Consider the following 26839-nt stretch of genomic DNA (forward strand, 5'->3'; position numbering starts at 1 on the left):
CGGGGAAGGAGGGAAACCCACCCCCACCCCGCCCAACAACCGGAAGGCTCTCGACCCCAGGCGCCCCCACCAACAACCCGACACCCGCCACGGTGACCAAGGCGGCGGCTTCAGTTCCTTCGGTCTTCTCGACACCGGAAATGACACTGTGTACCACTCCCTGCGTATCGGAGAGCGTGATCCGGGTGGTGAGGGACAGGAAGAGTACGTCGAGCCCCCTGAGCTTTCCCTCTTATGGGTACCTGAGCAGACCAACCTGATCCCGTTGTGCTTTCCGGCTCCGCCGCTGGATGTGGAGACCGTGAATTTACAGGCCGGGGTGTTCGGCACCTTGGAGGGCCCGCCGTTAGGGTGAGGCCCTTGGCAGGCTAGGACCCGGGCATGAAGGCCCATCACGCCTCCATGCTCGGGGCTCACGCGTGGCCGATGGAGTTCACGCGACCTGCTTCATCGGCCGGTGTCACCATCGATCAACTCACGGAGGATGTCGAGGTGACCGGCGTGACGACCGGTTTCCTCGATCATGTGCACCAGGGCCCACCTCATCGACGGCGCGGACCCGCCCGAGTGGGCCGGCTCCTCAAGGTCCGTACAGGCGCCGATGGCTCGATTCGCGGTGGCTATGACATCGCGGTATCCCTGAAGGACGCTCTCCGTGCTCTTGCGCTGATCGGCGTGGAAGGTGGCCGCCCAGTCATGGGGCTGCTCACCGAGGAAGAGTCGGCGTTCGACATGGGTCAGGTGTTCGATGAGACCGAGCAGGTTCGTGCCGGAGGCGACCCCTGGGACACGCACCCACTGCTCGGGAGCGTTCGCCACCTTCCCCAGGGCACTCTCTCGCAGGTAGTCCAGGAAACCGGTGAGGACCTCCTTCTCACCCGGGCCGGTCATGGGCGGCGGCCGGTCACGTCGACGATTCAAGTCAGGCATTGTGTCCGGCCACCACCACGTTGTCGATCACGCGTGCGGTCCGACCCTCTGGTCCTTGGGCGGTCCGGGAGCGTCGCTCGCACACGAGCGGCGACCAGTCGCCTCCCAGGTCGAGCGAACGCCACAGCTCCTCTGGCGTCGGATGGTCCTGACACTGCTCCCACGACCAGGGCGCACTGGAACCATGGTCGATGACGATCAGCAGCCCACCCTCGGTCACCGATTCCGACACCTGGCGCAGGATGGTGTCGCGGTCGATGTCCGCCAGGGTGTGGAAGTAGTTGGCGTAGACCAGGTCCCACGCCTTGGGCTCGGGCAGTGAGAGGGCCAGGTCGTGGTGCCGCGTGCGCAGGCGATCCGCCAGACCGGTGCGGCGGGCACGTTCGTTCAGCGTGGTCAGCGCCTGTTCTGAGATGTCGACGGCGGTGACTCGCCATCCCCTGGCGGCGAGCCAGAGCGCGTCTCCACCACGGCCGCAGGCGAGTTCGAGCGCCCTACGAGTGCCCGTGGTCGGTGGTACGAGAGTCGGATCCTCCATGAGCGCGGTGAAGGCCGGGCTCGGTCCGGGGCTCGGTGAGGAAGGATCCTCCTCGCGGTACCGGCCTTCCCAGAACTCACGGTCGGACGAAAGCGGTGCGGTTTCTGATTCCATGTCGCCATGTTGGGCGTCTCCGACCCTCGGAAGCACACCTTTGTGCAGATATGCAACGAACCCGTCCGCGCGAAGCCGACCGTTCAGTCCTCGTGCAGGTGGACGCGTTCGCCCTGGGCGCCGAAGACCACCAGGACCTCGGCGGATTCCCGTTCGGCGGGGTTACCGATCCAGTGCGGCGTACGGGTGTCGAACTCGACGGCCTCTCCGGCCTCCACCAGGAAATCCTGCTCACTGCCCAGAACCAGGCGGACGCTTCCCGAGAGCACGTAGAACCACTCGTGCCCTTCGTGTGTGCGCATCCTGGGCGCAGCGAGGGACCTGGCGGGTGGGTAGACGACCTTGTAGGCCTGGACCCCGCCGGCACGCCGGATGAGGGGGATGAACGTGAGACCGAACCGGCGTACCGGGTGCAGGTGTACGCGCGGATCGCCCACGCGGGGCGCGTCGACGAGTTCATCGATCGGGACCCGGTAGACCCGCGAGAGTGGCAGCAGCTGACCCAGGTTCGGCTGGACTCGGCCGGTCTCCAGGCGCGAGAGGGTGCTGGGGGTGATGTCGGTCCGTTGCGCCAGTGCGGTCAGGGTCAGCCCCGCCTGCTTGCGAAGGGCCCGCAACCGCGCGCCCACGGCGTCGAGCACCGCCCGGTCTTCGGCGTCGTGGTGCGCCGGTTCCCGACTCATGCTTCAGACGCCCAGAACCGTGGTTCCGCGTCCACGGTGGGCAGGTCGGCCGAGGCCAGCAGAGCCGGCTTCTCCGCGTCCGTGGATCCGGCGTCCGGGTGGTACACGACGAGTTGCAGGGTCTCGGCCCCGCCGATGCTCAACCGCTCCCGGTTGAGGCTGAGTTCCCCCACCTGCGGGTGATCGAAGCGGAGCTTGGTCCCGCGCTGCCCTCGCACTTCGTGGCGGGCCCAGAGATCACGGAAACGGGGACTGGCCAGGGACAGCTCTCCGGTCAGCTCGATGAAGCGAGGGTCGTCGATGTCACCGCCCACGACAGGACGGGGGTCGAGCGCACTGGCGAGCATGGCGACCTCTTCACACCGCAGCTCGGGCACTCGCCGCGCTCCGTAGTCGGGGATACCAGCCTGCTCGGGCGTGACCAGTTCGCGCCGAGCACGCAGGAACGCGCCCAGGGGATTCGATGTCTCGCTCATAGGTCCAGCCTAGAAAATTTCAGAGCGAAGAGAGGGGGTCCTGCCACACCCCAGACTCCGCGAGGCTCTGTTTCCAGAGCGTGACCGTTCCTAGTGTTCCCAACGAAGCGAACGGAACAGCTACTCCAAGGGGACGAACATGACGGTCACACTGATCACCGGGGCCAACAAGGGCATCGGTTTCGAGACGGCACGGCAGCTTCAGGCGGCGGGGCACACCATCTACATCGGGCTCGTGACGTCGAGCGAGGGGAGAAGGCCGCCGCCGAGCTCGGCGCACGCTTCGTCCGACCCGACGTGACCGACGATGCTTCGGTGGCAGCGGCACTGGCCACCATCGACTCGGCCGAGGGGCGGCTCGACGTCCTGGTGAACAACGCGGGCATCCTGCCGACCGGAGACCCGGACGGCCCCAAGGCCCTGCTGGCCTTCGACACCAACGCGGCGGGGGTCGTGCGCGTCACGGAGGCTGCGCTGCCCCTGCTGCGCCGGTCGTCGAACCCCACCGTGGTGAACATTTCGAGCAGCGCCGGATCCTTCTGGGCGGTGACCAACCCGGATCGGCCGGAGTTCGCCCTGCCGATCGCGCTCTACTCCGCGTCCAAGGTCGCGGTCACCATGTTGACCGTCCAATACGCCAAGGTCCACCCCGGCATCAAGTTCAACGCGCTGGAGCCCGGCACCACCGCGACGGACATGACCGCGGCCTTCGGGATCGGGAGGCCGGTGGAGGAGAGCGCCGAGGTCGTGGTGCGCATGGCGACCCTCGGCCCGGACGGCCCGACCGGAACCCTCCAGGACGAGTCAGGGGAGTTGCCCTGGTAATCGCCCAGCAGAACCGGCACGTGTGGCCACCGGAGCGGAACACCCCACCGACATGGGCTTGGACCGGAAGGTGTCGAAGTTCGGTCCATCCCCACGTGCATGGGGCTCACGTTTTGGACGAGGCCTGGGTTGCCGCCCGGGCCGGTCCATCCCCACGTGCGTGGGGCTCACTTCCAAGGGTCCCACGCTGTGTGGTTCGACGACGGTCCATCCCCACGTGCGTGGGGCTCACACCGCGAAATCCGCAGCGACGCGGCCGACCTCCGGTCCATCCCCACGTGCGTGGGGCTCACGGCGGCGAGCGGGTGGGTGCGCACGATGTCGCCGGTCCATCCCCACGTGCGTGGGGCTCACGTTGTTGCTGGTGCTCTCGGACATGCAAACCTCGGTCCATCCCCACGTGCGTGGGGCTCACTCCTTCGTGGCGGCCAGCTCGGTAGCGCGCGCCGGTCCATCCCCACGTGCGTGGGGCTCACTACTGGAAGTTCACGATGGACGACAATCCGGCCGGTCCATCCCCACGTGCGTGGGGCTCACCCCCTGGGACACCTACTAGGAGGACCCGTGGACGGTCCATCCCCACGTGCGTGGGGCTCACCGTTTGATCACACGGTCCGGCTCGAACGTCAACGGTCCATCCCCACGTGCGTGGGGCTCACTCCGCGTGCCCCATCCGCTCATCCATCAACACCGGTCCATCCCCACGTGCGTGGGGCTCACGGGTGTCTGCGGGCTCGGCTCGCAGACACCCCCGGTCCATCCCCACGTGCGTGGGGCTCACCTCCCGGGGCCGTCCCATGCACCGCCCAGCGCCGGTCCATCCCCACGTGCGTGGGGCTCACCCGCGCTGGTGACCGTCGCCCTGGTCGGGCTGCGGTCCATCCCCACGTGCGTGGGGCTCACGTGGGCTTGACCCAGTCGGCCGGGCGGTTCGCCGGTCCATCCCCACGTGCGTGGGGCTCACAGTTAACGACCTGCAACAACGCGGCATGTTATCTCCGCGTTATGTTCAGATCAGGCCGAGTTCCGAGCCGGGGTCACCTCTTCGACGCCGTCATGATCCCATATACCGATCCCTGACCAACGACACACAGAACCAGGTCACCGAGGGACTCGGGACAGCGCGGGTCAGGTCCGGGGTGGAACGGCGTGGGGGAAGTCCAATTCTTGGAGGGCGGTGCGCAACCGCTCGGCCGCCGCTTCCAGAACGTTCCGGTCCTCTTCCACCTCCACCGTGGTGAAGTCGAAATCGGACAGGTCCCAGACCGGGGCCACGTGGACGTGCATGTGCGGGACCTCGAAGCCCGCGATCACCATCCCGGCACGAGGGGCGTCCCAGGCCGCGCGTACACCCTGACCGATGGCCTGGGCCACCTCCATGCACTTGGCCAGGAGCGCGGGCTCGATAGCGGTCCAATGATCGACCTCGGCACGGGGGACGACCAGAGTGTGGCCCGGGCGGAGCGGGGCGATGGACAGGAAGGCCACGACCTCCGGATCCTTCCAGACGAAGTGCCCGGGTAGGTCACCGGCGATGATCTTCGAAAAGAGGGTCGGCATGGGAAGGCCCTTCTTGTCCGCGAGTGGCGTCCTCAAGGTTCTATCAGGGACCTCGGTCGATCAATCGAGTCCGATCCCGTGTTCGTCGACCAACGGTTGCAGCCACGCTTGGAACTCTCGGTCCGGGCGCACTTCCCACATACTCGGAACGGTGACGTCGAACTCCGACTCGACCCAGGCACGGAACAGAGCGTGGGCCTCCTTCGCCTCCTGTCCCTCGGCGTCGTCCTCATCATCGAACGCGTCCGGTTCGGCGCCGAAGGCATGGTCGACGAATTCCCGGTACCCGATCGCGACCAGCTTCAGGAAGTCGACGGGGTCGTCCGCGAGGCGGATCCCTTCGCCGCCTTCCGAGGAAAGCGCCACGAAGCGAGGCGCACCTGAGTCGTCGAACCAGAGCAGGGCGAGGCCGCCAGAGCCGTCGGTCTCCGCGAGCGGGATGAGGCGCTCGGCGCCGGGCGCCTCGGGGTCGAGCCACCCACGAACCGACAAACCCGCCGAGAACACCGGACCGAGTTGGAACTCTCCCGGATAGGGCGTGAGGAACGGGTCTCCCCCGGCGTCCTCACCTCCCCACCCCTGCGACTCCATGAACGACCACGCACGACCGAGTTGCTCGGGGAGGACGACACCGGGCGGGAGGGTCGCGGCCAGGCGCCCCTCGACGGCCGAAACCTGTGGAGCTTCGCCCGTCAAGTCGAAGACCGCGTCCTCCACGGCGGCGCGGGAAAGGACCAGGAAGGTCAACATGAACCGCAGTTCCTTGTCGCCTTGACCACTGATCAGGGCGACGTAGCGGTCTCCCCGTCGCCAGACCAGGACGGTCGTGTGGTTGAGCGTGGTGAGGACGACGTCCAGGACCGTGCAAGCGTGGGGGTCGTCCGAGACCTGGATGACGGTGGGTTCGCCCCAGGCCTCACGTGCTGCTCGCTCCATCGTGTTCGCCACCGGCTCGGCCTGTTCCAGCATTGCGGTGTGAAACTCACCGGTGGAGTCATCGAAGAAGTCCGGGCTGCGGAGCAACTCGATCTCGTGCAGGTCGACGTCATCGCTGGACGTGATGCTGATGTCGCCGATGCGGTGTTCGAAGGGGGTGTCGGCGTCGGTGTGCCAAGGTTCCACCAGCATCAGCTCGACCGCCTCGATCGCCTGTTCGGGGGAGGCGTCGGCGAACTCCTCGAACAAGTGCTCCTCCACGGCATCCTCGTTCCGTTCTCCCCTCTGGGGAAAGCCCTTCGTCGGCACCGTTCGTCCTTCCGGTTCTGCGTGGCCACGACCGTGGGAACCCTTGATGGAACCCGTGATCACGGCCCGGGTCCATCGACGATATCCGTGCCCGTGTCACCAGAGCCCGTCTCCCCTAGGCGCGGGGTCCTCGACGTCATGGCGACAAGGTCAACACCAGCTTGCCCACGTGACGACGTTCGTTCAGGGCGGCCTGGGCCCGATGCACCTCTGCGAGGGGGTATGTGCTGGCCACCACCGGGCTGACCGCCCCTTGACGGGCCAGGTCCACCAACCGACGAAAATGTGCCGGAGTGTGCATGCTGGAACCGATGAGGCGCAGTCTTCGCGTATAGATCCTTCGCACGTCCACCCGGGCTTCGTTGCCGCCCAACGCTCCACCGATCACCCATCGCCCACCGAGGCGCAGTCGGTCCATCCCCTCCGTGATGCCGTGGCCGCCGACGACGTCGAGCACCGCGTCGACACCTTCGGGTACCTGTTCCCACACACCCGTCGTGCCGCGATCCAATACCGTCCCGGCGCCGGCTTCACGAACCGATGCCAGCTTCGAGGAACTGCTGATGGCGATGACGTGGGCTCCCCGGGCCACGGCCAGCTGGACCAGGGCCAGGCCCAGGCCGCCGGAGGCGCCGGTGACCACGACCGTTTCACCTGCTTGCACTCCCCCTCGCTCCAACATCCCCAGAGCGGTTCCGTAGGAGGTCGGCAGACAGGCCAGTTCGACATCGCCGAGTGGGGAGTCCTGGACGAGGTGGACCCGATCCGCGGCCACCACCGTGTACTCGGCGTAGCCGCCGTCGCGTTCGCTGCCGAGCAGACCCACGGGTTCGGCGTGCTCACCGGGACCGTCATAGAGGGCCGGGTCCACCAGAACCCGTGCGCCGAGCAAGCCGGAGTCGACACCCTCACCGGTCAGCGCGACGGTGCCCGCGATGTCGGCCCCTTGAATCCTCGGGAAGTCGATCGCTCCGAGCCATCCGGCGCGGGCCATCGGTTCACCCGGCAGGCCGTAGGAGCCCTCCCGGGTCCACACATCGGTGTTGTTCAACGCAGCCGCGCCCACACGCACCAGGACCTCACCCGTTCCCGGCGTCGGGACCCGCACACGGGCCAACTCCAGGGCTTCGGGTCCGCCGTGTCTCAGCAGTCGAGCCGCGAGCATGGTCTCGGGGACGGTCATGAATTCGCCTTTCGTCGCGAGCGCACAGGTCCGTGACCTCCACATTCCCTATTCCAGGTCCCCGACTCCAGGGAATCCGGGATTACGGTGACGCGGGGCGTGTGATACGACGGATACACGTCGAAACACGGTTCGAGGAGGTGGTGGTGATGGGTCTGTACGCCTAGCCACTCGCCCGGAGGTTCCGGAATCACGAGTGGCGGGTTCCGAAAGGAACGAGATGTCCCGTACGGACAAGACCAAACCACTGTGGGTACGCCGGCGTGAACACGCTCCGTCGGCGATGCACGACCACCGATGGGGTGACTGCGACCTACCGCCCGCCCCGACCCGCGAGGAACCGACGACCCGCTGCCGGTGGGAGCACCCCGATTCCATGCTCTTTCGTCGCGGATGCTGCGCCGGGTGCCACAAGCGTGGATGCACCACCGAGTGGCAGGCCTTCAACAAGGAAGGCAACCGCAAGCGCCGCCACCGGGACCGGCTCCTGACCCTCCGTTCGGTGCACGAGGCCAACACCCGTTAGACGTTCCAGGACGCCCTCACGGTACTTCGCCGTGGGGGCGTCTCGTTTTCACTCGGACGTCATGGTCTGTCGGTTCACCGCCCCGTAGCATGTGCCCCGCGATCACCCCCGCTCGGAAGGACCCACATGCCCCTCAGGACCGCCGCTGTCGCCGCCGTGGCCCTTCTCGCCATCCCGTTTGCGCCCGCTGGACCCGCAGCCGCCGATGACACCTACTCCAGTTACGCCGAACTCGCCGCCAACGAGACCGAGGGCACCGACTACCGGCGTTCCACCCGTGAGGGCGGCACCGACGTCGCCCACATCGCCATCCACGGCGGCGGTATCGAACGTCCCACCACCGAACTCGCCGACCACGCCGCGCAATCCGGTGACCACGCCTTCGCCACGTTCGAGGGCATCAAGTCGACCGGCAACAGCATCCTGCACATCACCTCCACCCGCTTCGACGAGCCCATGACCGTCGACATCGTCGCCGACTCCGACTACACCGTCTCCTGGCACGGAGCCGCCGGGGACGAGTCCCTCACCTACGTGGGCGGTCTGGACACCGACCTGCGTGACGCGGTGCGCGAGGAACTGCGCGAGGCCGGGTTCGAGGTCCCCGGTACCATTCCCGATCACCTCAAGGGCGAGAGCCCCGACAACATCACCAACCGCAACACGAGTGGTGAAGGAGTCCAGCTCGAACTCACCCGTGGCCAGCGCGACGAGCTCATGATCGACCGCACCCCCACCGACGCCTTCGACGACTACGTCGCCGCCGTCGAACGGGCCGTTGCCCAGCGCTGACCCGATTCACGGCTGTCCGGTCACTCGCCCACCAACGGCTTGCCGAAGACGGAAGGTCGGAGTTCGCGCGGGCTCCTGCTGTCACTGGCTTCGACACAAAAGCGCCGGTCAAGGGTGGTCGAGGGCCGGGCGGGCGGCGGGCGCGGTGACGGTGGCGTGGTTGTCGCCGGTGAGCATCGCGACCCGGTAGCCCGCACCGCGCAGCCAGGACGACGGCGGTTCTGTCGGCTGAACCCGCCGTCCCGGGTGCCGTTCGTGATCGGCGCGACCCACGAGGCCTTCTCGCTCCTCTACATCGTGCTCCATGTTCTTGGATCGAGCCCGACCGCGTACACGTCTTCGCCTCAGAACTCCTCGTACGTGGCGGGGTCCTGACCCGCCAGGCGACCGTCCGGACGTCCCAAGGCCGTGATCGCCGCGACCTCGGTATCGGTGAGCGTGACATCGAGCGCGCCAAGGTTCTCGACTTGACGTTCGTCGGCTGCGGCTTTCGGCAGCGGGATGGCGCCACGCGCGATCTGCCAGGCGAGCACCACCTGCCCGGGTGTGGCGCCATGGTCCCGGGCGATCGCGCCGACGTCGTCACGATCGAGCAGGTCGTTGCCGCGCCCGAGCGGACTCCACGCCTGGGTGAGGATGCCGCGCTCGGAGTCGTAGGCGAGCTGCTCGCTCTGGGGGAAGTACGGGTGCAGCTCGATCTGGTTGACGTCGGGTAGTACGCCGGTGCGCTGCTGAAGGGTTTCGAGATGTTCGGGCAGGAAGTTGCAGACGCCGATCGCGCGGACGAGGCCACGCTCTCGCGCTTCGATCAGTGCCTCCCACGCCTGCACGTACAGTCCCTGCTTCGGATTCGGCCAGTGGACGAGGTAGAGGTCGAGGTGGTCGAGCCCGGTCCGGTAGACGCTCTCCTCGATCGTGCGTACGGCCGTGTCATACTCGTGGTGCCGACCCGGGAGCTTCGAGGTGACGATCAGGTTGTCGCGGTCGACGCCCGATGCACGAACAGCACGGCCCACCGTGCCCTCGTTCTCGTAGTTGAAGGCCGAGTCGAGCAGGGTGTACCCGTTGGCGATCGCACGGGAGATCCCGTCGACGCCTTCCGTTCCGTTGAGCTTGTACGTACCGAACCCGATCTCCGGCAGTTTGAGGCCCGAGTGCGAGGTGTGCGTGTTGGTCATGCGTCCCCCTGTTCCTGGTCGTGTCCTGTGTATCGGGCGTTACCCACCACGGCACGGTTCAGGCCTCACCCGGTGTGGCGGGACCCGGGGCTAACACCGGTGACACTGCCTCGTAGAACCGGCACAGCGGCCCGTCCCCACGGGCACCTCTCCTTCGACCGACCCGAATGGAACTCCTTCATCGAGACCATCCGTCCCACCGACCGATGAGTGTGGGGCGGTGGGCGACCTTCCACCCACCACCCCACGACCCCTACTCGATCACTACACCTCGGCCTCGACCTTGGGGCGGTCGCGGAACGCCACCCCCGTATAAACCGCGGTCCCCAACGCCACCGCTGCCAGCAGCACGAACCCGAAGGCGTACGCCCCCGACGCCTGGAACACCACGCCCATGACCAGCGGCGGGAAGTACCCACCGAGCCCACCGGCCGCGCCCACGAGCCCGGTGACGGTACCCACCCGGGCCGGTTCCACCAACTGCGCGACCAGGGCGAACACGCCTCCGGTGCCCAACCCAAGGAAGGCCGCCATCAGCACGAACACCGTCCCGGCCGCCAGCTCGGCCGGTGGGTGGAAGACCAGCGCGCCCGCCATGAGCGTGGTCCCGACGAAGGACACCATGCACACCCGCACAGGGCCGACCTTGTCGGAGAGGATGCCGCCCGCCGGCCTGGCCACGACGGCCACCAGGGCGAATCCGGCGGCGCGCAGGCCCGCCTCGGTCTGGGCGAACCCGTAGGCGTTGTGCAGCAGGGTCGGCAGGTAGGTGGAGAAGGCCACGAACCCGCCGAAGGCCACCGCGTACAGCAGGATGTTCTGCCAGGTCGCCCGCAACCCGAGGGCTCCGCGCAGACGCGGCATCAGCGGATCGGTGGAGGGCTCCCACCCGGGCGGGTTACGGCACACCACCAGCACGAGCACACCCATGAGCACCAGCGCCACGGCCATGAACACGTGTGTGCCCAACAACCCGATCTTCCCCGCCAGGTAGGGGGTGAGGAACGCCGACAGCGCCGTTCCGCCCATGCCCGCGCCGAACACACCGGTGGCGAACCCGCGCTTCTCGGCGGAGTGCCAGCGGCTGACGAACGGCACACCGACGGCGAAGGAGGTTCCCGCGATCCCCAGGAAGAACCCCAGCACCAGCAGCATCGGGTAGGAGTCCCCGACGAAGCCGAGCAGCAACACCGGCACCACCGAGACGAAGGCGACCGCCGCCATCATCACCCGGCCACCGTAGCGATCGGTCAAAGCCCCGACGGGGATCCTGCCCACGGCCCCGATCAGCACCGGAAAGGCGATGAGCGCGGAGGTCTCGGTGGGGCTCAGGTCCAGGCGCGCGGCGTAGTCGGGTGCCAGGGGCGCGATCAGGTTCCACGCCCAGAACATGAGCGCGAACGCCGCCGTGGCCAGGACGAGGTTGGTTCTGGCTCCGCTGTTCATGGCATCCGGCTCCCGTCCTCGACGTTCTCCCACCCGCGACGCCCGCGGCGTTCACCCATCCGGGTGTCCCGTGATCGGTACAACACGTAGGGCCGCCACAGGTAGCCGAGCGGCGCGCTGAACACGTGCACCAGCCGGGTGAACGGCCACAGCGCGAACAGCGCGAGGGCGGAGAGCGTGTGCGCCTGGAAGGTGAGCGGCGCGGCGGCCATCAGGGCCGGGTCCGGGTCCAGGACGAACAGCCCGCGGAACCAGATCGACACCCCTTCCCGGTAGTCGTAGTGGCCGATGACGTTGCCGACGATGGTGTTGGCCATGCCGGTGACGATCACCAGCCCGAGCCCCACGTACATGAGCTTGTCCATCCGGCTGGTGGCCCGGAAGACCGGTCCGACCAGGCGTCGGCGCAGGATGAGCAGGGTGAGTCCCACGACCACCGCGATCCCGGCGACCAGGCCGAGGCCGACGGCCATGACGTGGTAGAGCTCGTCGGTGACGCCCACGGCCGCGGTCCACGACTTGGGGATGAGCAGGCCCACGACGTGGCCGCCGATGACGGCGAGCATGCCGAAGTGGAACAGGGGGCTGCCCCAGCGCAGCAGCCGGCTCTCGTACAGCTGGGTGGACAGGGTGGTCCAGCCGAACTTGTCGTAGCGGTAGCGCCAGTAGTGGCCGACGAGGAAGACCGCCATGCAGGCGTAGGGGACGATGACCCACAACACCGTTTCGAGTGCGGTGTTCACGAGTGCACGCTCCTGGTTTCCGGAGGTGGGAAGGGGGCGAGACCGACTTCTTCGACGGGTGGCCCCTGGGCCACGAGTCGGGCGACCTTGTCGTCGATTCGGTCGGTCTTGGGCGGCAGAGTGGCGTTGATCGCCGTGACCGCGCCGGTGTAGAGGGAGTCGGCGTCGCGCAGGGCCAGGTGCAGCAGTTCCAGCCCGGCCCGGTACCGGTTCAGCAGACGCGTGCCGCCGACGGGGTCGACCGTGGCGGCGAACTCCAGGACCACGCACAGGTGGTCGGGGAGTTCGTCCTCGTCGAGGAGGAAACCGGCCCTGCGGTAGGCGTTGGAGAACGACAGCAGGGCGGCGCCGCGGTTACGGGTGTCCCCGTGCGCGTAGTAGGTCAGGTGCAGGCACGAACGCCGGTGCAGGTCGAAGGTGCCGACGTAGGTTTCGGCGAGTTCGGGCGGCGGTGTGGCGGCGAGCCACTCGATCACCCCGATCAGGTCCGCGCGCGGCGGGTCGGGCAGTTCCTCGGCCGCTTGTCGCAGCATCGGCAGGTCGGCCAGGAGCCGCTCGTCGGGGTGGGCCAGCACCAGGGCGGCGATCCTGTGGGTCAGGGCGCGTTGTCGGTCGGTGATGGGGTGGCGTCTGAGCGCCTTGAACAGGCTCATGTGTGTTCCCCCGACCGCCGGACCGAGGGCATCGGCAGCGCCACCTTGCCTCCGGTGAGCGGGCCGCCCTTGTCCGGTCCGCCGGCGCCGGGGCCGCCCATGCCGGGTCCGCCCTCGGTGTCCAGGCTGCATCCGGTGGCGAAGGCCTCCAGGGAGTGCGCCTGTTCGGTGTGCGCGGGCGGGATGACGTAGCGGTCCTCGTACTTGGCCAGTGCGAGCAGCCGGTACATGTCGTACACGCTCTCGCCGTCCATGCCCACGGCCTGGGGGATGCGCTCGTCGGTGTCACGTCCCAGGTTGATGTCGCGCATGTAGGAACGCATCGCGGCCAGGCGGCGCAGCGAGTCGGTGACGGGTCCGGTGTCTCCGGCGGTGAAGAGTTCGGCCAGGTACTCGATGGGGATGCGCAGGCTCTCGATGGCCGCGAAGAGGTTGTCGCGGCTCTCGGCGTCCTGGCCCGTCTCGGACACGGCGTCCACGACCGGGGACAGCGGCGGGATGTACCAGACCATGGGCATGGTGCGGTATTCCGGGTGCAGGGGCAGCGCCACCTTGTACTCGTTGATGAGCGAGTAGATGGGCGAGCGTTGGGCCGCCTCGATCCAGTCGCGCGGGATGCCCTCCTTCTCGGCGGCGCGGACGACCTCGGGGTCGTTGGGATCCAGGATCAGTTCGCGTTGGGCGTCGAGGAGGTCATGGTCGTCCTCCACCGAGGCGGCGGGCAGGACGGCGTCCATGTCGTAGAAGACCAGGCCCAGGTAGCGCAGCCGTCCCACGCACGTCTCGGCGCACACCGTGGGCATGCCGACCTCGATGCGGGGGTAGCAGAACGTACATTTCTCGGCCTTGCCGGTGCGGTGGTTGAAGTAGATCTTCTTGTAGGGGCAGGCGGTCACGCACTTGCGCCAGCCCCGGCAGGTGTCCTGGTCCACGAGCACGATGCCGTCCTCGCTGCGCTTGTAGATCGCCCCGGCGGGGCAGGCGGCGGCGCAGGAGGGGTTGAGGCAGTGTTCGCAGATGCGCGGCAGGTAGAACATGAAGGACTGCTCGAATTCGAGCTTGACCTTGTCGGAGACCTTGCGCAGGACGGGGTCGTTCTGGGCGAGTTCGGGGCCGCCGGCGAGGTTGTCGTCCCAGTTGGCGCTCCATTGGATGGCCATGTCGCGGCCGCTGATGAGGGATTTGGGCCGGGCGACCGGCGTGTGCTCCTGGAGCGGGGCGTTGGTGAGCGTCTGGTAGTCGTAGGTCCAGGGCTCGTAGTAGTCGTCGATGCCGGGCATCGTGGGGTTGGCGAAGATCGTGGTGAGGTTCTTCAGCCGCCCGCCCGAACGCAGGGACAGGCGTCCGTTGGGTTTGCGGACCCAGCCGCCCTTCCATTTCTCCTGGTCCTCGTAGGTGCGAGGGTAGCCCTGCCCGGGCCGGGTCTCGACGTTGTTGAACCACACGTACTCCATGCCGGCACGGTTGGTCCAGGTCTGCTTGCAGGTGACCGAACAGGTGTGGCACCCGATGCACTTGTCGAGGTTCATCACCATGGCCATCTGAGCCATCAGCTTCATTTGTGCTCCTCCCCCGTTCCGATCGACCGCATCAGTACTGCACCTCTTGCGAGCGCCGACGGATGACGGTCACCTCGTCGCGCTGGTTACCGGTGGGGCCGATGTAGTTGAAGGCGTAGCTGAACTGGGCGTAGCCACCGATGAGGTGGGTGGGCTTGACCAGCAGCCGGGTGATCGAGTTGTGGATGCCGCCGCGTTTGCCGGAGGTCTCGGCGCGGGGGACGTCGATGAGCCGGTCCTGGGCGTGGTGCATGTACACGGTCCCCTCCGGCATGCGGTGGGAGACGATGGCGCGGGCCACGACCACGCCGTTGCGGTTGACCGCCTCGATCCACTCGTTGTCGCGCACGCCGATCTTGTCGGCGTCGGCGCCGCTCATCCAGATGGCGGGGCCACCGCGGGACAGGCTGAGCATCAGCAGGTTGTCCTGGTACTCGGAGTGGATGGACCACTTGTTGTGCGGGGTCAGGTAGCGCACGGTCACGCCGAGTTCGCCGTTGTCCCCGATCTCGGGCTCTTCGAAGAGCCGGTGCATGTTCAGGGGCGGCCGGTACACGGGCAGGTTCTCGCCGGCCTCGGTGATCCAGTCGTGGTCGAGGAAGAAGTGCTGGCGTCCGGTGAGGGTGTGCCAGGGCTTCTTGCGTTCGACGTTGATGGTGAACGGCGAGTATCGGCGTCCGCCGCTTTCGCTGCCCGACCACTCGGGTGAGGTGAGTACCGACACCGGTGCGACCTGCACGTCGGCGAAGGTGATCTGTTTGCCCTCGCTCTCGGCGGACAGGTCGGCCAGTTCGGTGCCCACGCGCTTCTCCAGGGTGCGGAACCCCTGGGTGGCCAGGCGTCCGTTGGTGGTGCCCGAGAACGCCAGGATCGCTTCGCACATCTGGGAGTCGCGTTTGAGCGCGGGGCGTCCGTCGGCCGGCCCGCCGCGCACGGTGCCGTTGACCCGGCCCAGGTAGTCGATCTCCTTGTCGACGTTGTAGGTGATGCCCTTGGTGGTCACGCCGAGCTTGTCCGCGAGCGGGCCCAGCGCGCCGAGTTTGGCGGCGATCGCGGTGTAGTCGCGTTCGACCTCCACGAGCTTGGGCATGGTCACGCCGGGGATGGGCTCGCACTCACCGAACTTCCAGTCGCGGACGGTGCCGTTGGGGGTGGCCATCGCGTCGGGGGTGTCGTGGGTCAGCGGCACGGCGACCACGTCCCGTCGCGTGCCCAGGTGGTCGACGGCCAGTTCGCTGAAGCTGCGGGCCAGCCCGTGGAAGGCGTCGAAGTCGGTGCGGGCCTGCCAGGGCGGGGAGATGGCCGGGTTGAACGGGTGCACGAACGGGTGCATGTCCGTGGAGTTCAGGTCGTGTTTCTCGTACCAGGTGGCGGCCGGGAGCACCACGTCGGAGAAGACGGTGGTGCTGGTCATCCGGAAGTCCAGGGACAGCAGCAGGTCGAGTTTGCCCTCGGGTGCCTCCTCCCGCCAGTGCACGTCCCGGGGGCGTTGGCCCTCCGGTGCCTCCTCGGCCCGCAGAGAGGAGTCGGTGCCGAGCAGGTGCTTGAGGAAGTACTCGTTGCCCTTGGCGGAGCTGCCCAGCAGGTTGGCCCGCCACACGGTCAGGACCCGGGGCGCGTTGTTGGGCGCGTCGGGGTCCTCGCAGGCGAAGCGCATCCTCCCTTCCTTGAGTTCGCGGGGCACGTACTCGTTGACGGGGAGTCCGGCCTCGCGTGCGTCGTCGACCAGGTCCAGGGGGTTGCGATCGAAGGTCGGGTAGGAGGGCATCCACCCCATGCGCGCGGACTGGGCGATGACGTCGGCGGTGCTCATGCCCTCGAACAGGCCCTTGCCGAGTCCCGAGGAGACCTGGTCGGCGCTGAACCGGTCGTAGCGGTACTGGTCGCTGTGCAGGTACCAGAACGCGGTCTGCACCATGTGGCGGGGCGGACGCGACCAGTCCCCGGCCGAGGCCATCTGGTTGTAGCCGGTGAGGGGGCGGGTCTTCTCCTGGCCGACGTAGTGCGCCCAGCCGCCGCCGTTGACGCCCTGGCAGCCGGTGAGTGTGGTCAGGGTGAGGAAGGCGCGGTAGATGGTGTCGGAGTGGAACCAGTGGTTGGTGCCGGCGCCCATGATGATCATGGAGCGGCCCTTGGACTCCTCGGCGTTGGCGGCGAACTCGCGGCCGATCCTCTCGGCGCGGGCGGCCGGGACACCGGTGAAGGTCTCCTGCCAGGCCGGGGTGCCCGGCTCGTCGGGGTCGTCGTAGCCGGTCGGCCAGGTGCCGGGCAGGCCCTCGCGACCCACGCCGTACTGGGCGAGCAGCAGGTCGAAGACGGTGGTGACCAGGTGTCCGCCGACCCGGCGCACGGGTACGCCGCGGCGTGAGGGCGGGGCGTCCTCGGTGTCGAAGCGGGCCAGGTGGACCTCGACCGCCTCGCTCCCCTGGTCCTCGTACAGGGTGAGTCGGGGCTTGGTGTCACCGAGTTCGAGGTTCCACTTGCCCTCGCCCTCCTCGCCGTAGCGGAAGCCCAGCGAACCGTTGGGGACCACCGGCTCACCGGTCTCCTCGTCCAGCAGGACCGTCTTGAACGCGGTGTTCTCACCTTCCCGTCCCAGGTCCTGGGCGGTGAGGAACTTGCCGGCGCGGTAACCGTCGTCGGTCTCCTCCAGGCGCACCAGGAACGGCAGGTCGGTGTAGCGACGCACGTAGTCGTCGAAGTAGGGGGTGGTGCGCTCCACGAAGAACTCGCGCAGCACCACGTGTCCCATGGCCATGGCCAGGGCGCCGTCGCTGCCGGGTCGGGCGGCCAGCCACTCGTCGGCGAACTTGGTGTTGTCCGCGTAGTCCGGGGAGACCACGACGACCTTCTGGCCCCGGTAGCGGGCCTCGGCCATCCAGTGCGCGTCCGGGGTACGGGTGACCGGGACGTTGGAGCCCCACATGATGAGGTAGCCGGCGTTCCACCAGTCACCGGACTCGGGCACGTCGGTCTGGTCGCCGAACACCTGTGGGGAGGCGACGGGAAGGTCGGCGTAGAAGTCGTAGAACGAGAGCATCGAGCCGCCGATGAGCCCGTAGAAGCGGGAGCCGATCGCTTGGGAGACCATCGACATCGCCGGGATCGGGGAGAAACCGGCGACCCGGTCGGGGCCGTGTTCGGCGATGGTGTGCACGTGGGCGGCGGCCGTGATCTCCAGGGCCTCCTCCCAGCTCGCGCGCACCAGTCCGCCCTTGCCGCGGGCGCGCTTGTAGCGGGCGGCGCGTTCGGGGTCGCCGACGATGTCGGCCCAGGCCAGGACCGGGTCGCCGAGGCGCTCGCGGGCCTCGCGGTACATCTCCAGCAGCACACCGCGTACGTACGGGTAGCGCACGCGGGTCGGCGAGTAGGTGTACCAGGAGAAGGCGGCGCCGCGAGGGCAGCCTCGGGGCTCGTACTCGGGGCTGTCCGGGCCCACCGACGGGTAGTCGGTCTGTTGTCCCTCCCAGGTGATGATCCCGTCCTTGACGTAGACCTTCCAGGAGCAGGAGCCGGTGCAGTTCACACCGTGGGTGGAGCGCACCACCTTGTCGTGGCTCCAGCGGTCCCGGTAGAAGACGTCGGCGTCGCGGCCGCCGACGCGGTGGACGGTACGAAGGTCCTCGGACACCTCTTGGGGGCGGAAGAACCTGCGGGTGCGCAGGAGTGCGTCGGAGACCGGACCGTCCATACCGGGTGCGGGCCCGGTTTCGGGGTTTTCGCGCGGATTGTAGCGGGTCACTACTGAGGTCCTCTCTCCTTCGACGGCCGTTGACGACCGTCTCGGTGACCTGTTGCCCTTCCCACCCCACCAGTGGCTGTGGCAGTGGGGCCAAAGTCGTGAGTCCGGAATAGTCCCGCGAAGGTCTGTACTGGTGGGAGGACTTTGGTCCCGCCCCATCGCACGTGCATCCGCACACCCACGTGCTTTTTCACCGTCTACGTTGTATTTACAATCGGGACCGTGTAAACACAAGATGTGAACGACCACAGGCACCAAGGGCGAACGTCCGCCGGCAGCACGGGGATCGATCCCGGCGAGCATCGGGTCCTCGCCGACCCCAGCCGGGTCGCCGTTCTCCAGACCCTGCGCCGGTCCGACCGTCCGATGGACGTTCGGGAGATCGCCGAGGTGGTCGGGTTGCACACCAACACCGTGCGATCGCACCTGGCGCTGTTGACCGACCGGGGGTTGGTCCTGGCCGCCCCCGAGGACCGTGACCGGCCCGGACGCCCGCGCACCCTGTACACCCCGGCCGACGACGATGACCGGCGCGACTACCGGATGCTCGCCGAGGCGTTGGTCGCCCATCTGTCCGCCATGGACGGCGATCAGGCCGAAGCCGCGGTGCGGGCCGGCCAGGGCCAGGGAGAACGGCTGGTCGACTCCCGGGGGCCGCGCCCTCCCGTGGACGCCGACACCGCCCTCGCCGTGCTGACCGACTTCCTGCGCGAGACCGGGTTCCGGCCCCGTCCCTCCCCCGACGGCACCCGCGTCGACCTGCACCACTGTCCCTTCCGCGAGCTGGCCGAGGCCGCACCGGACGTGGTCTGCGGGGTCCACCTGGGCATGATGCGCGGTGCCCTGCGACGCATGCGCGCACCCCTGGAGACCGTGCGGCTGCGCCCCTTCGCCACCCCGGGACACTGCGTGGCCGAACTACGCGAAACGGAGGTGGAGGACCCTCCCGGGAGCTGAACCGCACTCCCCGACGTCTCTCATCCTCGAAGAAACGGCCCCCTTTTCCGTGCCGCCGGGAGCTCATCGCCCACCGTGCCCCGGAGCACACGCCCCCTGGGCCGGAACCGGCCGGCCGCGCACGCGGCCGTCCCCTGTTCGGAAACGGAGCCGTCATGCCCGCCACGTTCGTGCGTATCGAACGCCCCGACCGGCCACCGCCGCTGCCACGACAGGTGTCCTGGCACGCCCGCGCCAACGCGATCGCCCTGGTCTGGGCGTTGCTCGCGGTGTGCGCCGCCGCGTCCGCCGGCCCGCTCGGTCTGCCCTCCTGGTTGCCGGTGCACCTGTTCCTGCTCGGAACGGTCACCAACGCGATCATCACCTGGACCGAGCACTTCACGGTCGCGCTGCTGCGCCTGCCCGCGACCTCGGACCGCCATCAGGGCGTCCGGCTGGCCGTGCTCAACACCGGCGTCGTGGTCCTGGTGGTCGGAGCGACCGCCGCTCTGACGCCCTTCGCCGTGGTGGGGGCGGTGGCCCTCCTGGGTGTGGTCGTGGTGCACACCCTGGCCTTGGCGCGTGCCTCCCGCGGCGCGCTGGCCGGAAGGTTCGCCCACATCGGCGCCTGGTACACGGCGGCCGGCGCCTCCTTCGTACTGGGGGCCGCGCTCGGCACGATGATGCTGTTCGACGCCGCCGGGCCCGAGGTCCAGCAACGGTCGTTGGCGGCGCACGTCCACCTCAACCTGTGGGGCTGGGTCGGTCTGGCGGTGATCGGCAGCCTGTTCACCCTGTGGCCGACCATCCTGCGCACCCGCATCGTGGAGGGGGCGGGCATGGTGGCCCGCCGCGCCCTGGTCCCCGTCCTGGTGGGGTTGGTGGCGGGTGCCGTCGGGCTCGCCACCGGTATGCGATGGGTGGCTCTGGCCGGGATCGTGGTGTACGCGGCCGGGGTCCTGGTCTGCCTGGTACCCCTGGTACGCACCGGGCTGCGCAAACGACCGACGGGGGCCGCGGCCTGGTCGGTCGCCGCGTCCCTGGTCTGGTTGCTCGCCGCGCTGGTGGTGGACGTCCACACCTTGGCCGTACACGCCCCGCACGAGGTCCACGCCGTCCTGCAACCGCTGCTGCCGTTGTTCCTGGTGGGCTTCACCGGCCAGGTCCTCTTGGGGTCCCTGACCTACCTGCTTCCGGTGGTGTTGGGCGGCGGCCCCCGAGCGGTCAAGGCCAATACCGCCCTGTTGGGCCGAGGGTGGCCGGTCCGCCTGGCCACGCTCAACCTCGGTCTACCGCTGACCCTGGCCCCGGACCCGTGGGGCACCGCGGCGTGGGCGCTGGTGCTCGCGTCCGCCGCGACCTTCGTGCTGCTCGCCGCGGTGGCCGTCCTGCGCGCCTGGGAGGTGACCGCCTCCCCCGGGCTGGTGGGGACCGGGCTGGGCGCCGCGCTGACCGCGCTGGCGTTGGTGTTCGCCCTCGGTGTTCCCACCGACGAGGAATCCGCCGTCACCCCCACCGGTCGGACGAGCACCGTGGACGTGGCGCTCGGGGACATGGTGGTCGAACCGGGCACCGTCACCGTCGACCCCGGCGACGCACTCGTGTTGGAGGTGACCAACGAGGACGCCCAACCGCACGACCTGCGCATGGAGAACGGAACGCGCACCCCCGTGCTCGCGCCCGGGGAGAGCGCCACCCTGGAGGTGGGGGTGGTGGACGGTCCGTTGCGAGGGTGGTGCTCGGTGATGGGACACCGCGCCTCGGGCATGGAGATGACCGTGACCACCACCGGCGACGACCTTCCCCTCGCCGAACACGGCGAGGACGCCGGGCACGGGGAACACGGCACGGACTCCGCCGGGCTCACCGGGGAGCGGCTCGACCTGTCCGGGGAGTTCACCCGGGGCTGGGAGCCCGTCGACGCCGAACTGGACCCGGCCCCCGACACCGACGAGCACGAGGTCGAGATCCGGGTGAGCGAGTCCGAACAGGAGGTTGCGCCCGGTGTTCGACGACCGGTGTGGACCTTCGGCGACACGGCGCCCGGGCCCGTCCTACGAGGCCGGGTCGGTGACGTCTTCGACGTCACCCTGATCAACGACGGCACGATCGGGCACAGCATCGACTTCCACGCCGGGTCGCTGGCCCCGGACGAACCCATGCGCACCATCGCCCCGGGCGAGGAACTCACCTACCGGTTCACCGCCGACAAGGCCGGAGCGTGGCTGTACCACTGCTCGACCGCACCGATGAGCCACCACCTGGCCAACGGCATGTACGGGGCGGTGATCATCGATCCGCCCGACCTGGCCGAGGTCGACCGCGAGTACGTGCTGGTCCAGGGCGAGCTGTACCCGGGTGAGCCCGGTGACGCCGAGCAGACCGCGCGCATCCATGCCGGGCTGCCACAGGGGTGGATGTTCAACGGTGCCGCCATGGGCTACGACCACGCGCCGTTGGCGGCGCGGGTCGACGAACGTGTGCGGGTGTGGGTGGTGACCGCCGGTCCGGTGGGCGGCACCTCCTTCCACGTGGTCGGGTCGCGCTTCGACACCGTCTACAAGGAGGGCGCCTACCTGCTGCGCCCCGAGGACGACGGTGGCTCCCAGACACTCGATCTGGGGACGGCCCAGGGTGGTTTCGTCGAGACGACCTTCCCCGAGGCGGGGCACTACCCCTTCGTCGATCACGACCTGCGCCACGCCGAGGGCGGCGCCCACGGACACTTCGAGGTGGAGGAACCCTGATGGAGGAAGCGGTCTGGGCAGGGGTGCGTTTTCTACACGTGCTCTCGGCCATGTTGTGGGTGGGCGGACAGCTCACCGTGTCCCTGGTGGTCATGCCCCTGGCCCGACGGACCCTGGAAGGCGAACATCGATCCACGGTGCTCAGGGCGATCGGTAAACGCTTCGGGTCCCTCACGGCGGGGTTCTTCCTGCCGGTCCAACTGGGCACGGGGATCGCCCTGGCCTGGGGGGCCGGGGTGACCTGGGCCTCCCTGCTCGAACCCGGATACGGCCGGGTGCTGGCGGCGAAGTTGGTGCTGTTCTGCGTGGTGATGGTCGCGGCGACGCTGCACGGCGCGACCACCCGCACCAGGCCGCGCCTGGCCCGGACCATGGCGATGACGAGCCTGGTGACCTCGGTCGGCGTGGTCCTGCTGGCCACCCTGCTGCCGAGGATCTGACCGGGTGGAGCCCCGGCCCGATCCGGGTCGGGGCCTCTGAGCGTGCGGCGGGCCGAGTAACGGCGCCCTCCGCACGGCGGCCGGTTCCCGCGCGTGGCGGTCCTACTCGTCGTCGGTGGAGGCCACCGCGTGGACGACCACGTAGCCACCGGATTGCGGCTCCGGCACCTTCTCGTCGAGCCGGACGGCCTCATCGGACCGCAGGGTCTCCAACAGACGCTCGACGTCGTCCTCCTGGCCACGTAGCCGGAGTTTGACCCTGGACATGGTCCCCTCGATTCCCGAAGTGATGCGTGGACGGTGGGTGTCACGGGCGCTGACCCGCGCCCGTGACACCAGTGTAGAAAACAACCTACCGAATAGATAGGAAAATCGCCCGCTCCGGCGTGTGCTCGGCGAACACGCGGACACGAAGGCCCGTACTCAGGGACATGACCGCACGTGACCACGCGCGGAGGTCGGGCGCGGATGGTGGCCGGCGCCAACCGGGGCTCACCGCCGAACAGGCCACCAGGAACGACCAGATCGGCTTGTCTCACGATCTGCGCAATGGAAGCAGAGAACGGAATCGGAAGCGAGGGAGTGGTTCCAGCAGCCCGATGAGACTGACCCGGTCGCTGGAAAACCCATCGCTTCCCCAACGGTTCCCCCGTAATGTGCTCCTCCCCGGGCCGGGCCGAGACCCCGGAGGGGGCCACCACGGCTTTCCCGAATTCGGACGAGAAACGCGAAGAGCCCGTAGGGCCGGCGACAGGATTTCCATCGCTCGCGGATCAGGACTTTCCCGGGGGCGGCCATGAAAGAAGTATCCGCAGTCGCCCAGGAGGAGAGATGTCGAACGCCCGGGTCCGGGGCACGGTCGCCCGTCACCTCGACGAGGAAGAGCAGGCGTGAGCGCGGATACGAGCCTCCTGCCGCCCCCGGCGACACGGTGGGTGATCCCCGCCCTGGTCCGGTATTCCTTCTCCGTGGCACCGGGCATGGCCACCCTGACCACGGTGACGGCCGTCCTCGCCGGAGCGGCCCCGGTGGGTATCACCATCGGAATCGGCGGGCTGGTGGACGGTCTCACCTCCGCCATCGGCCAAGGGATCGGCACCCCCGCGGCGCAGGAGTGCTACCGCTGGGTCGCCCTCATCGTCGCGCTGTTCTTCCTCACCCATATCACCGAGTCGGCACGGACGGCTCTGGGTCGGGCCCTCGGCCGCCGGGTCACCGGTCGGCTGGGCGAGCGCGTGATGATGGCCGCCTCGGAGCCGACGACCGTCGGCCACCTCGAGAATCCGGCCTACCAGGACCGGATCGGGCGGGCACGGGGCAACGGAACCATCGACATGCCTCCCGGCGAAGCGGTCTTCGGCTTCTCGACCAAGGCCTCGTTGTGGGTGACCGGCGTCGGCTCCGCGGCTCTGCTCACCCAGATCACCTGGGGGCTGGGGCTCATCGTCTTCGCCATCTTCGTCGTGCTCCACTTCCGACTGGTCCGGAACTACCGGATCGCCGTCATCGAGACCGTGAACCAGACGAAGAAGCTCCGTCGTACGTCCTACCTGCGGGACGTACCCACAACGCCGGGAACGGCCCGGGAAGTGCGGCTCTTCGGCCTCACGGCCTTCTTCCGCGACGCCTACCACTCGGAGTGGCGCGTGAACATGACGGAGGTCTGGCGGCGGCGGCGTGAGCATCGCTTGTTCGTCGTCGTGTTCGTCGTGGTCACCGGCGTCACGGTCGCCTCGGTCTTCTACTACCTGGCGTACCGGGCGGCCACCGGAGGCACGACGGTGGGCGATCTGGCGCTCGGTGGCCTCGCCCTCCGGGCTCTTCTCCAGGTGCTCCGTTCGGACGAGGACGACCTCCGCACCAGCTTCGGGGCGAAGGCGGCCGCCGAGGCGTTCGCCTTTCCGGTCGTGGTGCCGCCGGACGAGCCGGACCCCGGTCCCTGGACCGTGCCGGTCTCGACCGTCTCCTGTGAGGGTCTGCGCTTCCGCTACGGCGGCGCCGCGGATGATGTGCTGCACGGCATCGACCTGGAAATCCCCGCTGGTCAGTCACTCGCCATCGTCGGACTCAACGGGGCCGGCAAGACGACGCTGGCCCGGCTTCTCGCCGGCCTGGACGCTCCGAGCGGGGGCTCCGTGCGCGTCGGTGGGACCCCGGTCCAGGACCCCGACCGCAGGAGCTGGCAGCGTCAGGTGGTCGCCGTCTTCCAGGACTTCGGTCGCTATGAGCTGACCGTGCGGGACAACATCGCCTTCGGTTCCCTGGCTCATGCGGACGACGAGGAGGGCCTGCGCGCCGTGGCGCGGCAGGCCGGGTTGTCGAAGTTCATCGAAGGACTTCCGAAAGGCTGGGACACGGTGATGTCCAGTGGGTACACGGGCGGGGTCGACGCGTCGGGCGGTGAGTGGCAACGCATCGCCATCGCCCGAGCGCTGTTCGGCCTGCGGCACGGCGCACGGCTCCTGATCATGGACGAGCCGGCCGCGAGCCTCGACGCTCGCGCCGAGGCTCAGCTCTACGACACGTTCCACGAGCTCACGGCAGGAGCCACCACCGTCGCGATCTCCCATCGGTTCGCGACCGTGCGTAAGGCGGAACGGGTGATCGTGCTCGATCAGGGCCGGATCGTCGAGGACGGCGCACACGAGGATCTGATCAGCGCCGACGGCCGGTACGCCGAGCTGTTCCGCCTGCAAGCGAAGCGTTTCGAGGAGGCAACGTCGTGATCGGCGCCCTACGTTTCGCCCTCACGACCGGACCCCGTATCGACCGGTTCCGTTCCCTGATCGTGGTGGCGGTGGCGATTCTCGAACAGGCCACCGGGATCGGTATCGCGGTGGCGATCGGACTGTTCAGCCAGATGGCGAGCGGGAATTCGACCAGCGGCCTGGTGGTACTCGCGCTGTGTGTGGCGGTCTTCGTCATGCTCACCCAGGGCACCTTCATCGCGGGCTACTTCACCCGTCTCCGTTTGCAGGAGGAGATCCAGAACGAGGTCGAGCGTCGGTTCATCGACGTGGTCGGCACGACGCCGACGGTGGAGGTCCACGAGCGTTCGAGCCGCTCCGACAAGGCCGCGATGGTCCGCGGTGCCCGGGGCGAGATCGGTCCGGGCTTCGACCGGCTGATGTGGCTGGCCGGGGCAGCGCTGGCCCTGATCGTCTCGGCCGTCCTGATGGCCTCGGTCGTTCCCGTCCTGGCCGTACTGCCGCTTTTCGCCATCCCCGCGGTGCTGGCCACCCGAGCGGCGGACAAGAAACGCGGGCGAGCCGTGGAGCGTGCCACGCCCCGGACCCGGCTGGCCGGTCATCTGTTCACCCTCGCCACAACCGCCGCCCCGGGTCGCGAGACCCGCCTCTTCGGGCTGGCGGGCGAACTGCGGCGCAGACACCGAGAAGAGTGGGACTCCGGGGGTCAGGGCATCGCCCGGGCCGATCGGATGGCCCGAGTACCGGTCGCGCTGGCCTGGCTGCTCTTCGTACTGGCGTACGCGGTCGGCGTCGTCCTGATGGTGCGGGCCGGTCTGGCCGGCGAAGCCCCGCTCGGCCTCATCGTCGCGGCCGTCGCCGTCAGCAGCCAGATCACCGGCCAGGTGCAGAGCTTGCTGAACCTGTCTTTCTGGACGCTGGAGTCGCTCCGGGCGACCCGGGCGTTCCTCGACGTGGTGGAGGACGGCTCCGCGGAGCGGGCGGCCCTCGTACCGACCACGCCGGTGACAGTGCCCGCCCGGCTCGATCGCGGCATCAAGGTGGAAGGGCTCGGCTTCCAGTACTGGAATCGCGATCGGCCCGCCCTGAGCGACATCGACCTCGAACTCCCGGCCGGCGCCGTGGTGGCCCTGGTCGGCGAGAACGGCGCGGGCAAGTCGACGTTCGTCAAGATGCTCAGCGGTCTCTACCGGCCCGATGAAGGACGCGTCCTGGTGGACGGAACCGATCTCGCGCGGTTCGCCCCGGAGGAGTGGAGCGCCCGGATCACGGCGGCCTTCCAGGACCCGGTGCACATCGAGATGTCCCTGCGGGACTCGATCGGGCTGGGCCGGCTCGACCAACGCGAAGACCCCGAACGGATCATGGCGGCGCTGCGGACGGCCGGCGGTGACAAACTCCTCGCTTCGCTGCCCGAGGGCCTGGACACACGGCTCGGGCGAAAATCGTGGGACGGCAAGGGACTGTCCGGCGGCCAGTGGCAGACGGTCGCCAACGCCCGGGCGGCGATGCGCCAAGCTCCACTACTGCGCGTCCTGGACGAACCCACCGCCAGCCTCGACGCCCGGGCCGAGGAATGGCTGTTCCAGCAGTACACCGACCTGAGTCGCCAAGAAGGTGGCGTGACCGTCCTCGTCACGCACCGCTTCACGACCGCTCGGGCGGCCGATCTCATCGTGGTCCTGGACGGCGGCAGGGTCGTCGAAACCGGCACCCACGACACGTTGAGCCGGGCCGACGGACTCTACGCCGAACTGTTCCGCCTTCAGGCCCGGTACTTCGTCTGACCGCAGGTGCCGGAACCGTAGCGACACG

The 26839-nt window shown here is 68.6% G+C and carries 23 protein-coding genes and 1 CRISPR repeat array; of the genes, 8 read left to right on the forward strand and 15 right to left on the reverse strand.

Annotation, left to right across the window (positions count from 1 at the left end; genetic code table 11):
* Window positions 1-447 precede the first annotated feature (447 nt).
* The 4 genes from BQ8420_RS32365 to BQ8420_RS19155 all read right to left on the reverse strand — a co-directional run bounded on the left by BQ8420_RS32365 (window position 448) and on the right by BQ8420_RS19155 (window position 2741).
* Window positions 448-930 (reverse strand): DinB family protein, encoded by a 483-nt coding sequence (locus tag BQ8420_RS32365; RefSeq protein ID WP_200815993.1) that lies wholly within the window; start codon window positions 928-930, stop codon window positions 448-450.
* A complete protein-coding gene (locus BQ8420_RS32370) occupies window positions 923-1582 on the reverse strand; it encodes a cyclopropane-fatty-acyl-phospholipid synthase family protein (RefSeq protein WP_200815994.1) in 660 nt (219 codons plus the stop codon). The genes BQ8420_RS32365 and BQ8420_RS32370 overlap by 8 nt, the downstream gene beginning before the upstream one ends.
* A gap of 83 nt (window positions 1583-1665) precedes the next feature.
* On the reverse strand, window positions 1666-2265 hold the full coding sequence (locus BQ8420_RS19150) for a helix-turn-helix domain-containing protein (protein ID WP_087100513.1): 600 nt from the start codon (window positions 2263-2265) through the stop codon (window positions 1666-1668).
* Entirely contained in the window at window positions 2262-2741 is a 480-nt protein-coding gene (locus BQ8420_RS19155) for a hypothetical protein (RefSeq protein WP_087100514.1), read from the reverse strand. Before BQ8420_RS19155 ends, BQ8420_RS19150 begins: the two co-directional genes overlap by 4 nt.
* Window positions 2742-2834: 93 nt before the next feature.
* On the opposite strand from BQ8420_RS19155, the gene BQ8420_RS19160 reads away from it, so the two are divergent.
* A complete protein-coding gene (locus tag BQ8420_RS19160; protein ID WP_235006368.1) occupies window positions 2835-3566 on the forward strand; it encodes an SDR family NAD(P)-dependent oxidoreductase in 732 nt (243 codons plus the stop codon).
* Window positions 3567-3647: 81 nt separating this feature from the next.
* A CRISPR array of direct repeats spans window positions 3648-4530; the repeat unit is 29 nt; unit sequence CGGTCCATCCCCACGTGCGTGGGGCTCAC.
* A 164-nt stretch (window positions 4531-4694) separates the two neighbouring features.
* On the opposite strand, the gene BQ8420_RS19165 is transcribed toward BQ8420_RS19160, so the two are convergent.
* The 3 genes from BQ8420_RS19165 to BQ8420_RS19175 form a co-directional block, all read right to left on the reverse strand.
* On the reverse strand, window positions 4695-5126 hold the full coding sequence (locus tag BQ8420_RS19165) for an HIT family protein (RefSeq protein WP_087100515.1): 432 nt from the start codon (window positions 5124-5126) through the stop codon (window positions 4695-4697).
* Window positions 5127-5186: 60 nt separating this feature from the next.
* A complete protein-coding gene (locus BQ8420_RS19170; protein WP_143847424.1) occupies window positions 5187-6323 on the reverse strand; it encodes a hypothetical protein in 1137 nt (378 codons plus the stop codon).
* 184 nt (window positions 6324-6507) lie between these two features.
* Window positions 6508-7554 carry a zinc-binding dehydrogenase gene (locus BQ8420_RS19175; protein WP_087100517.1) on the reverse strand — a complete coding sequence of 349 codons (1047 nt, stop codon included), beginning with the start codon at window positions 7552-7554 and terminating at the stop codon, window positions 6508-6510.
* Window positions 7555-7774: 220 nt separating this feature from the next.
* Here BQ8420_RS19175 and BQ8420_RS19180 point away from each other — a divergent pair, with 220 nt between their 5' ends.
* Both BQ8420_RS19180 and BQ8420_RS19185 read left to right on the forward strand, forming a co-directional pair.
* Window positions 7775-8080, forward strand: coding sequence for a hypothetical protein (locus BQ8420_RS19180; protein WP_087100518.1), 306 nt, complete (start codon window positions 7775-7777; stop codon window positions 8078-8080).
* Between the two features lie 126 nt (window positions 8081-8206).
* Window positions 8207-8872 carry a poly-gamma-glutamate hydrolase family protein gene (locus BQ8420_RS19185; protein ID WP_087100519.1) on the forward strand — a complete coding sequence of 222 codons (666 nt, stop codon included), beginning with the start codon at window positions 8207-8209 and terminating at the stop codon, window positions 8870-8872.
* 108 nt (window positions 8873-8980) lie between these two features.
* Here BQ8420_RS19185 and BQ8420_RS31510 read toward each other — a convergent pair whose 3' ends face one another.
* The 7 genes from BQ8420_RS31510 to BQ8420_RS19215 all read right to left on the reverse strand — a co-directional run bounded on the left by BQ8420_RS31510 (window position 8981) and on the right by BQ8420_RS19215 (window position 18142).
* Window positions 8981-9178: a hypothetical protein gene (locus BQ8420_RS31510; RefSeq protein WP_143847426.1), complete on the reverse strand. Its 198-nt coding sequence runs from the start codon at window positions 9176-9178 to the stop codon at window positions 8981-8983.
* 38 nt (window positions 9179-9216) lie between these two features.
* Window positions 9217-10050: an aldo/keto reductase gene (locus tag BQ8420_RS19190; RefSeq protein WP_087100520.1), complete on the reverse strand. Its 834-nt coding sequence runs from the start codon at window positions 10048-10050 to the stop codon at window positions 9217-9219.
* 264 nt (window positions 10051-10314) lie between these two features.
* Window positions 10315-11496: an MFS transporter gene (locus BQ8420_RS19195; protein ID WP_087100521.1), complete on the reverse strand. Its 1182-nt coding sequence runs from the start codon at window positions 11494-11496 to the stop codon at window positions 10315-10317.
* Window positions 11493-12239 carry a respiratory nitrate reductase subunit gamma gene (gene narI, locus BQ8420_RS19200; protein WP_087100522.1) on the reverse strand — a complete coding sequence of 249 codons (747 nt, stop codon included), beginning with the start codon at window positions 12237-12239 and terminating at the stop codon, window positions 11493-11495. The genes BQ8420_RS19195 and narI overlap by 4 nt, the downstream gene beginning before the upstream one ends.
* Entirely contained in the window at window positions 12236-12892 is a 657-nt protein-coding gene (gene narJ, locus BQ8420_RS19205; protein ID WP_087100523.1) for a nitrate reductase molybdenum cofactor assembly chaperone, read from the reverse strand. The genes narI and narJ overlap by 4 nt, the downstream gene beginning before the upstream one ends.
* Window positions 12889-14451: a nitrate reductase subunit beta gene (gene narH, locus BQ8420_RS19210; protein ID WP_087100524.1), complete on the reverse strand. Its 1563-nt coding sequence runs from the start codon at window positions 14449-14451 to the stop codon at window positions 12889-12891. The genes narJ and narH overlap by 4 nt, the downstream gene beginning before the upstream one ends.
* A gap of 31 nt (window positions 14452-14482) precedes the next feature.
* On the reverse strand, window positions 14483-18142 hold the full coding sequence (locus BQ8420_RS19215) for a nitrate reductase subunit alpha (protein ID WP_087100625.1): 3660 nt from the start codon (window positions 18140-18142) through the stop codon (window positions 14483-14485).
* 288 nt (window positions 18143-18430) lie between these two features.
* On the opposite strand from BQ8420_RS19215, the gene BQ8420_RS19220 reads away from it, so the two are divergent.
* From BQ8420_RS19220 to BQ8420_RS19230, 3 genes are all read left to right on the forward strand, one after another.
* Window positions 18431-19150 carry a metalloregulator ArsR/SmtB family transcription factor gene (locus BQ8420_RS19220; RefSeq protein WP_087100525.1) on the forward strand — a complete coding sequence of 240 codons (720 nt, stop codon included), beginning with the start codon at window positions 18431-18433 and terminating at the stop codon, window positions 19148-19150.
* Between the two features lie 155 nt (window positions 19151-19305).
* Window positions 19306-21876 (forward strand): multicopper oxidase domain-containing protein, encoded by a 2571-nt coding sequence (locus BQ8420_RS19225; RefSeq protein WP_087100526.1) that lies wholly within the window; start codon window positions 19306-19308, stop codon window positions 21874-21876.
* Window positions 21876-22316, forward strand: coding sequence for a hypothetical protein (locus tag BQ8420_RS19230; protein WP_087100527.1), 441 nt, complete (start codon window positions 21876-21878; stop codon window positions 22314-22316). The genes BQ8420_RS19225 and BQ8420_RS19230 overlap by 1 nt, the downstream gene beginning before the upstream one ends.
* Window positions 22317-22418: 102 nt before the next feature.
* On the opposite strand, the gene BQ8420_RS32020 is transcribed toward BQ8420_RS19230, so the two are convergent.
* Window positions 22419-22583 carry a hypothetical protein gene (locus tag BQ8420_RS32020; RefSeq protein ID WP_160049361.1) on the reverse strand — a complete coding sequence of 55 codons (165 nt, stop codon included), beginning with the start codon at window positions 22581-22583 and terminating at the stop codon, window positions 22419-22421.
* 623 nt (window positions 22584-23206) lie between these two features.
* Between BQ8420_RS32020 and BQ8420_RS19235 the strand changes: the two genes are divergently transcribed.
* Complete coding sequence (locus tag BQ8420_RS19235; protein WP_087100528.1) at window positions 23207-25042, forward strand: ABC transporter ATP-binding protein; 1836 nt, start codon at window positions 23207-23209, stop codon at window positions 25040-25042.
* Entirely contained in the window at window positions 25039-26811 is a 1773-nt protein-coding gene (locus BQ8420_RS19240) for an ABC transporter ATP-binding protein (protein WP_087100529.1), read from the forward strand. The genes BQ8420_RS19235 and BQ8420_RS19240 overlap by 4 nt, the downstream gene beginning before the upstream one ends.
* Window positions 26812-26839: the final 28 nt, after the last annotated feature.

The organism is Nocardiopsis sp. JB363 (genome assembly GCF_900143625.1).
Lineage (GTDB): Bacteria > Actinomycetota > Actinomycetes > Streptosporangiales > Streptosporangiaceae > Nocardiopsis.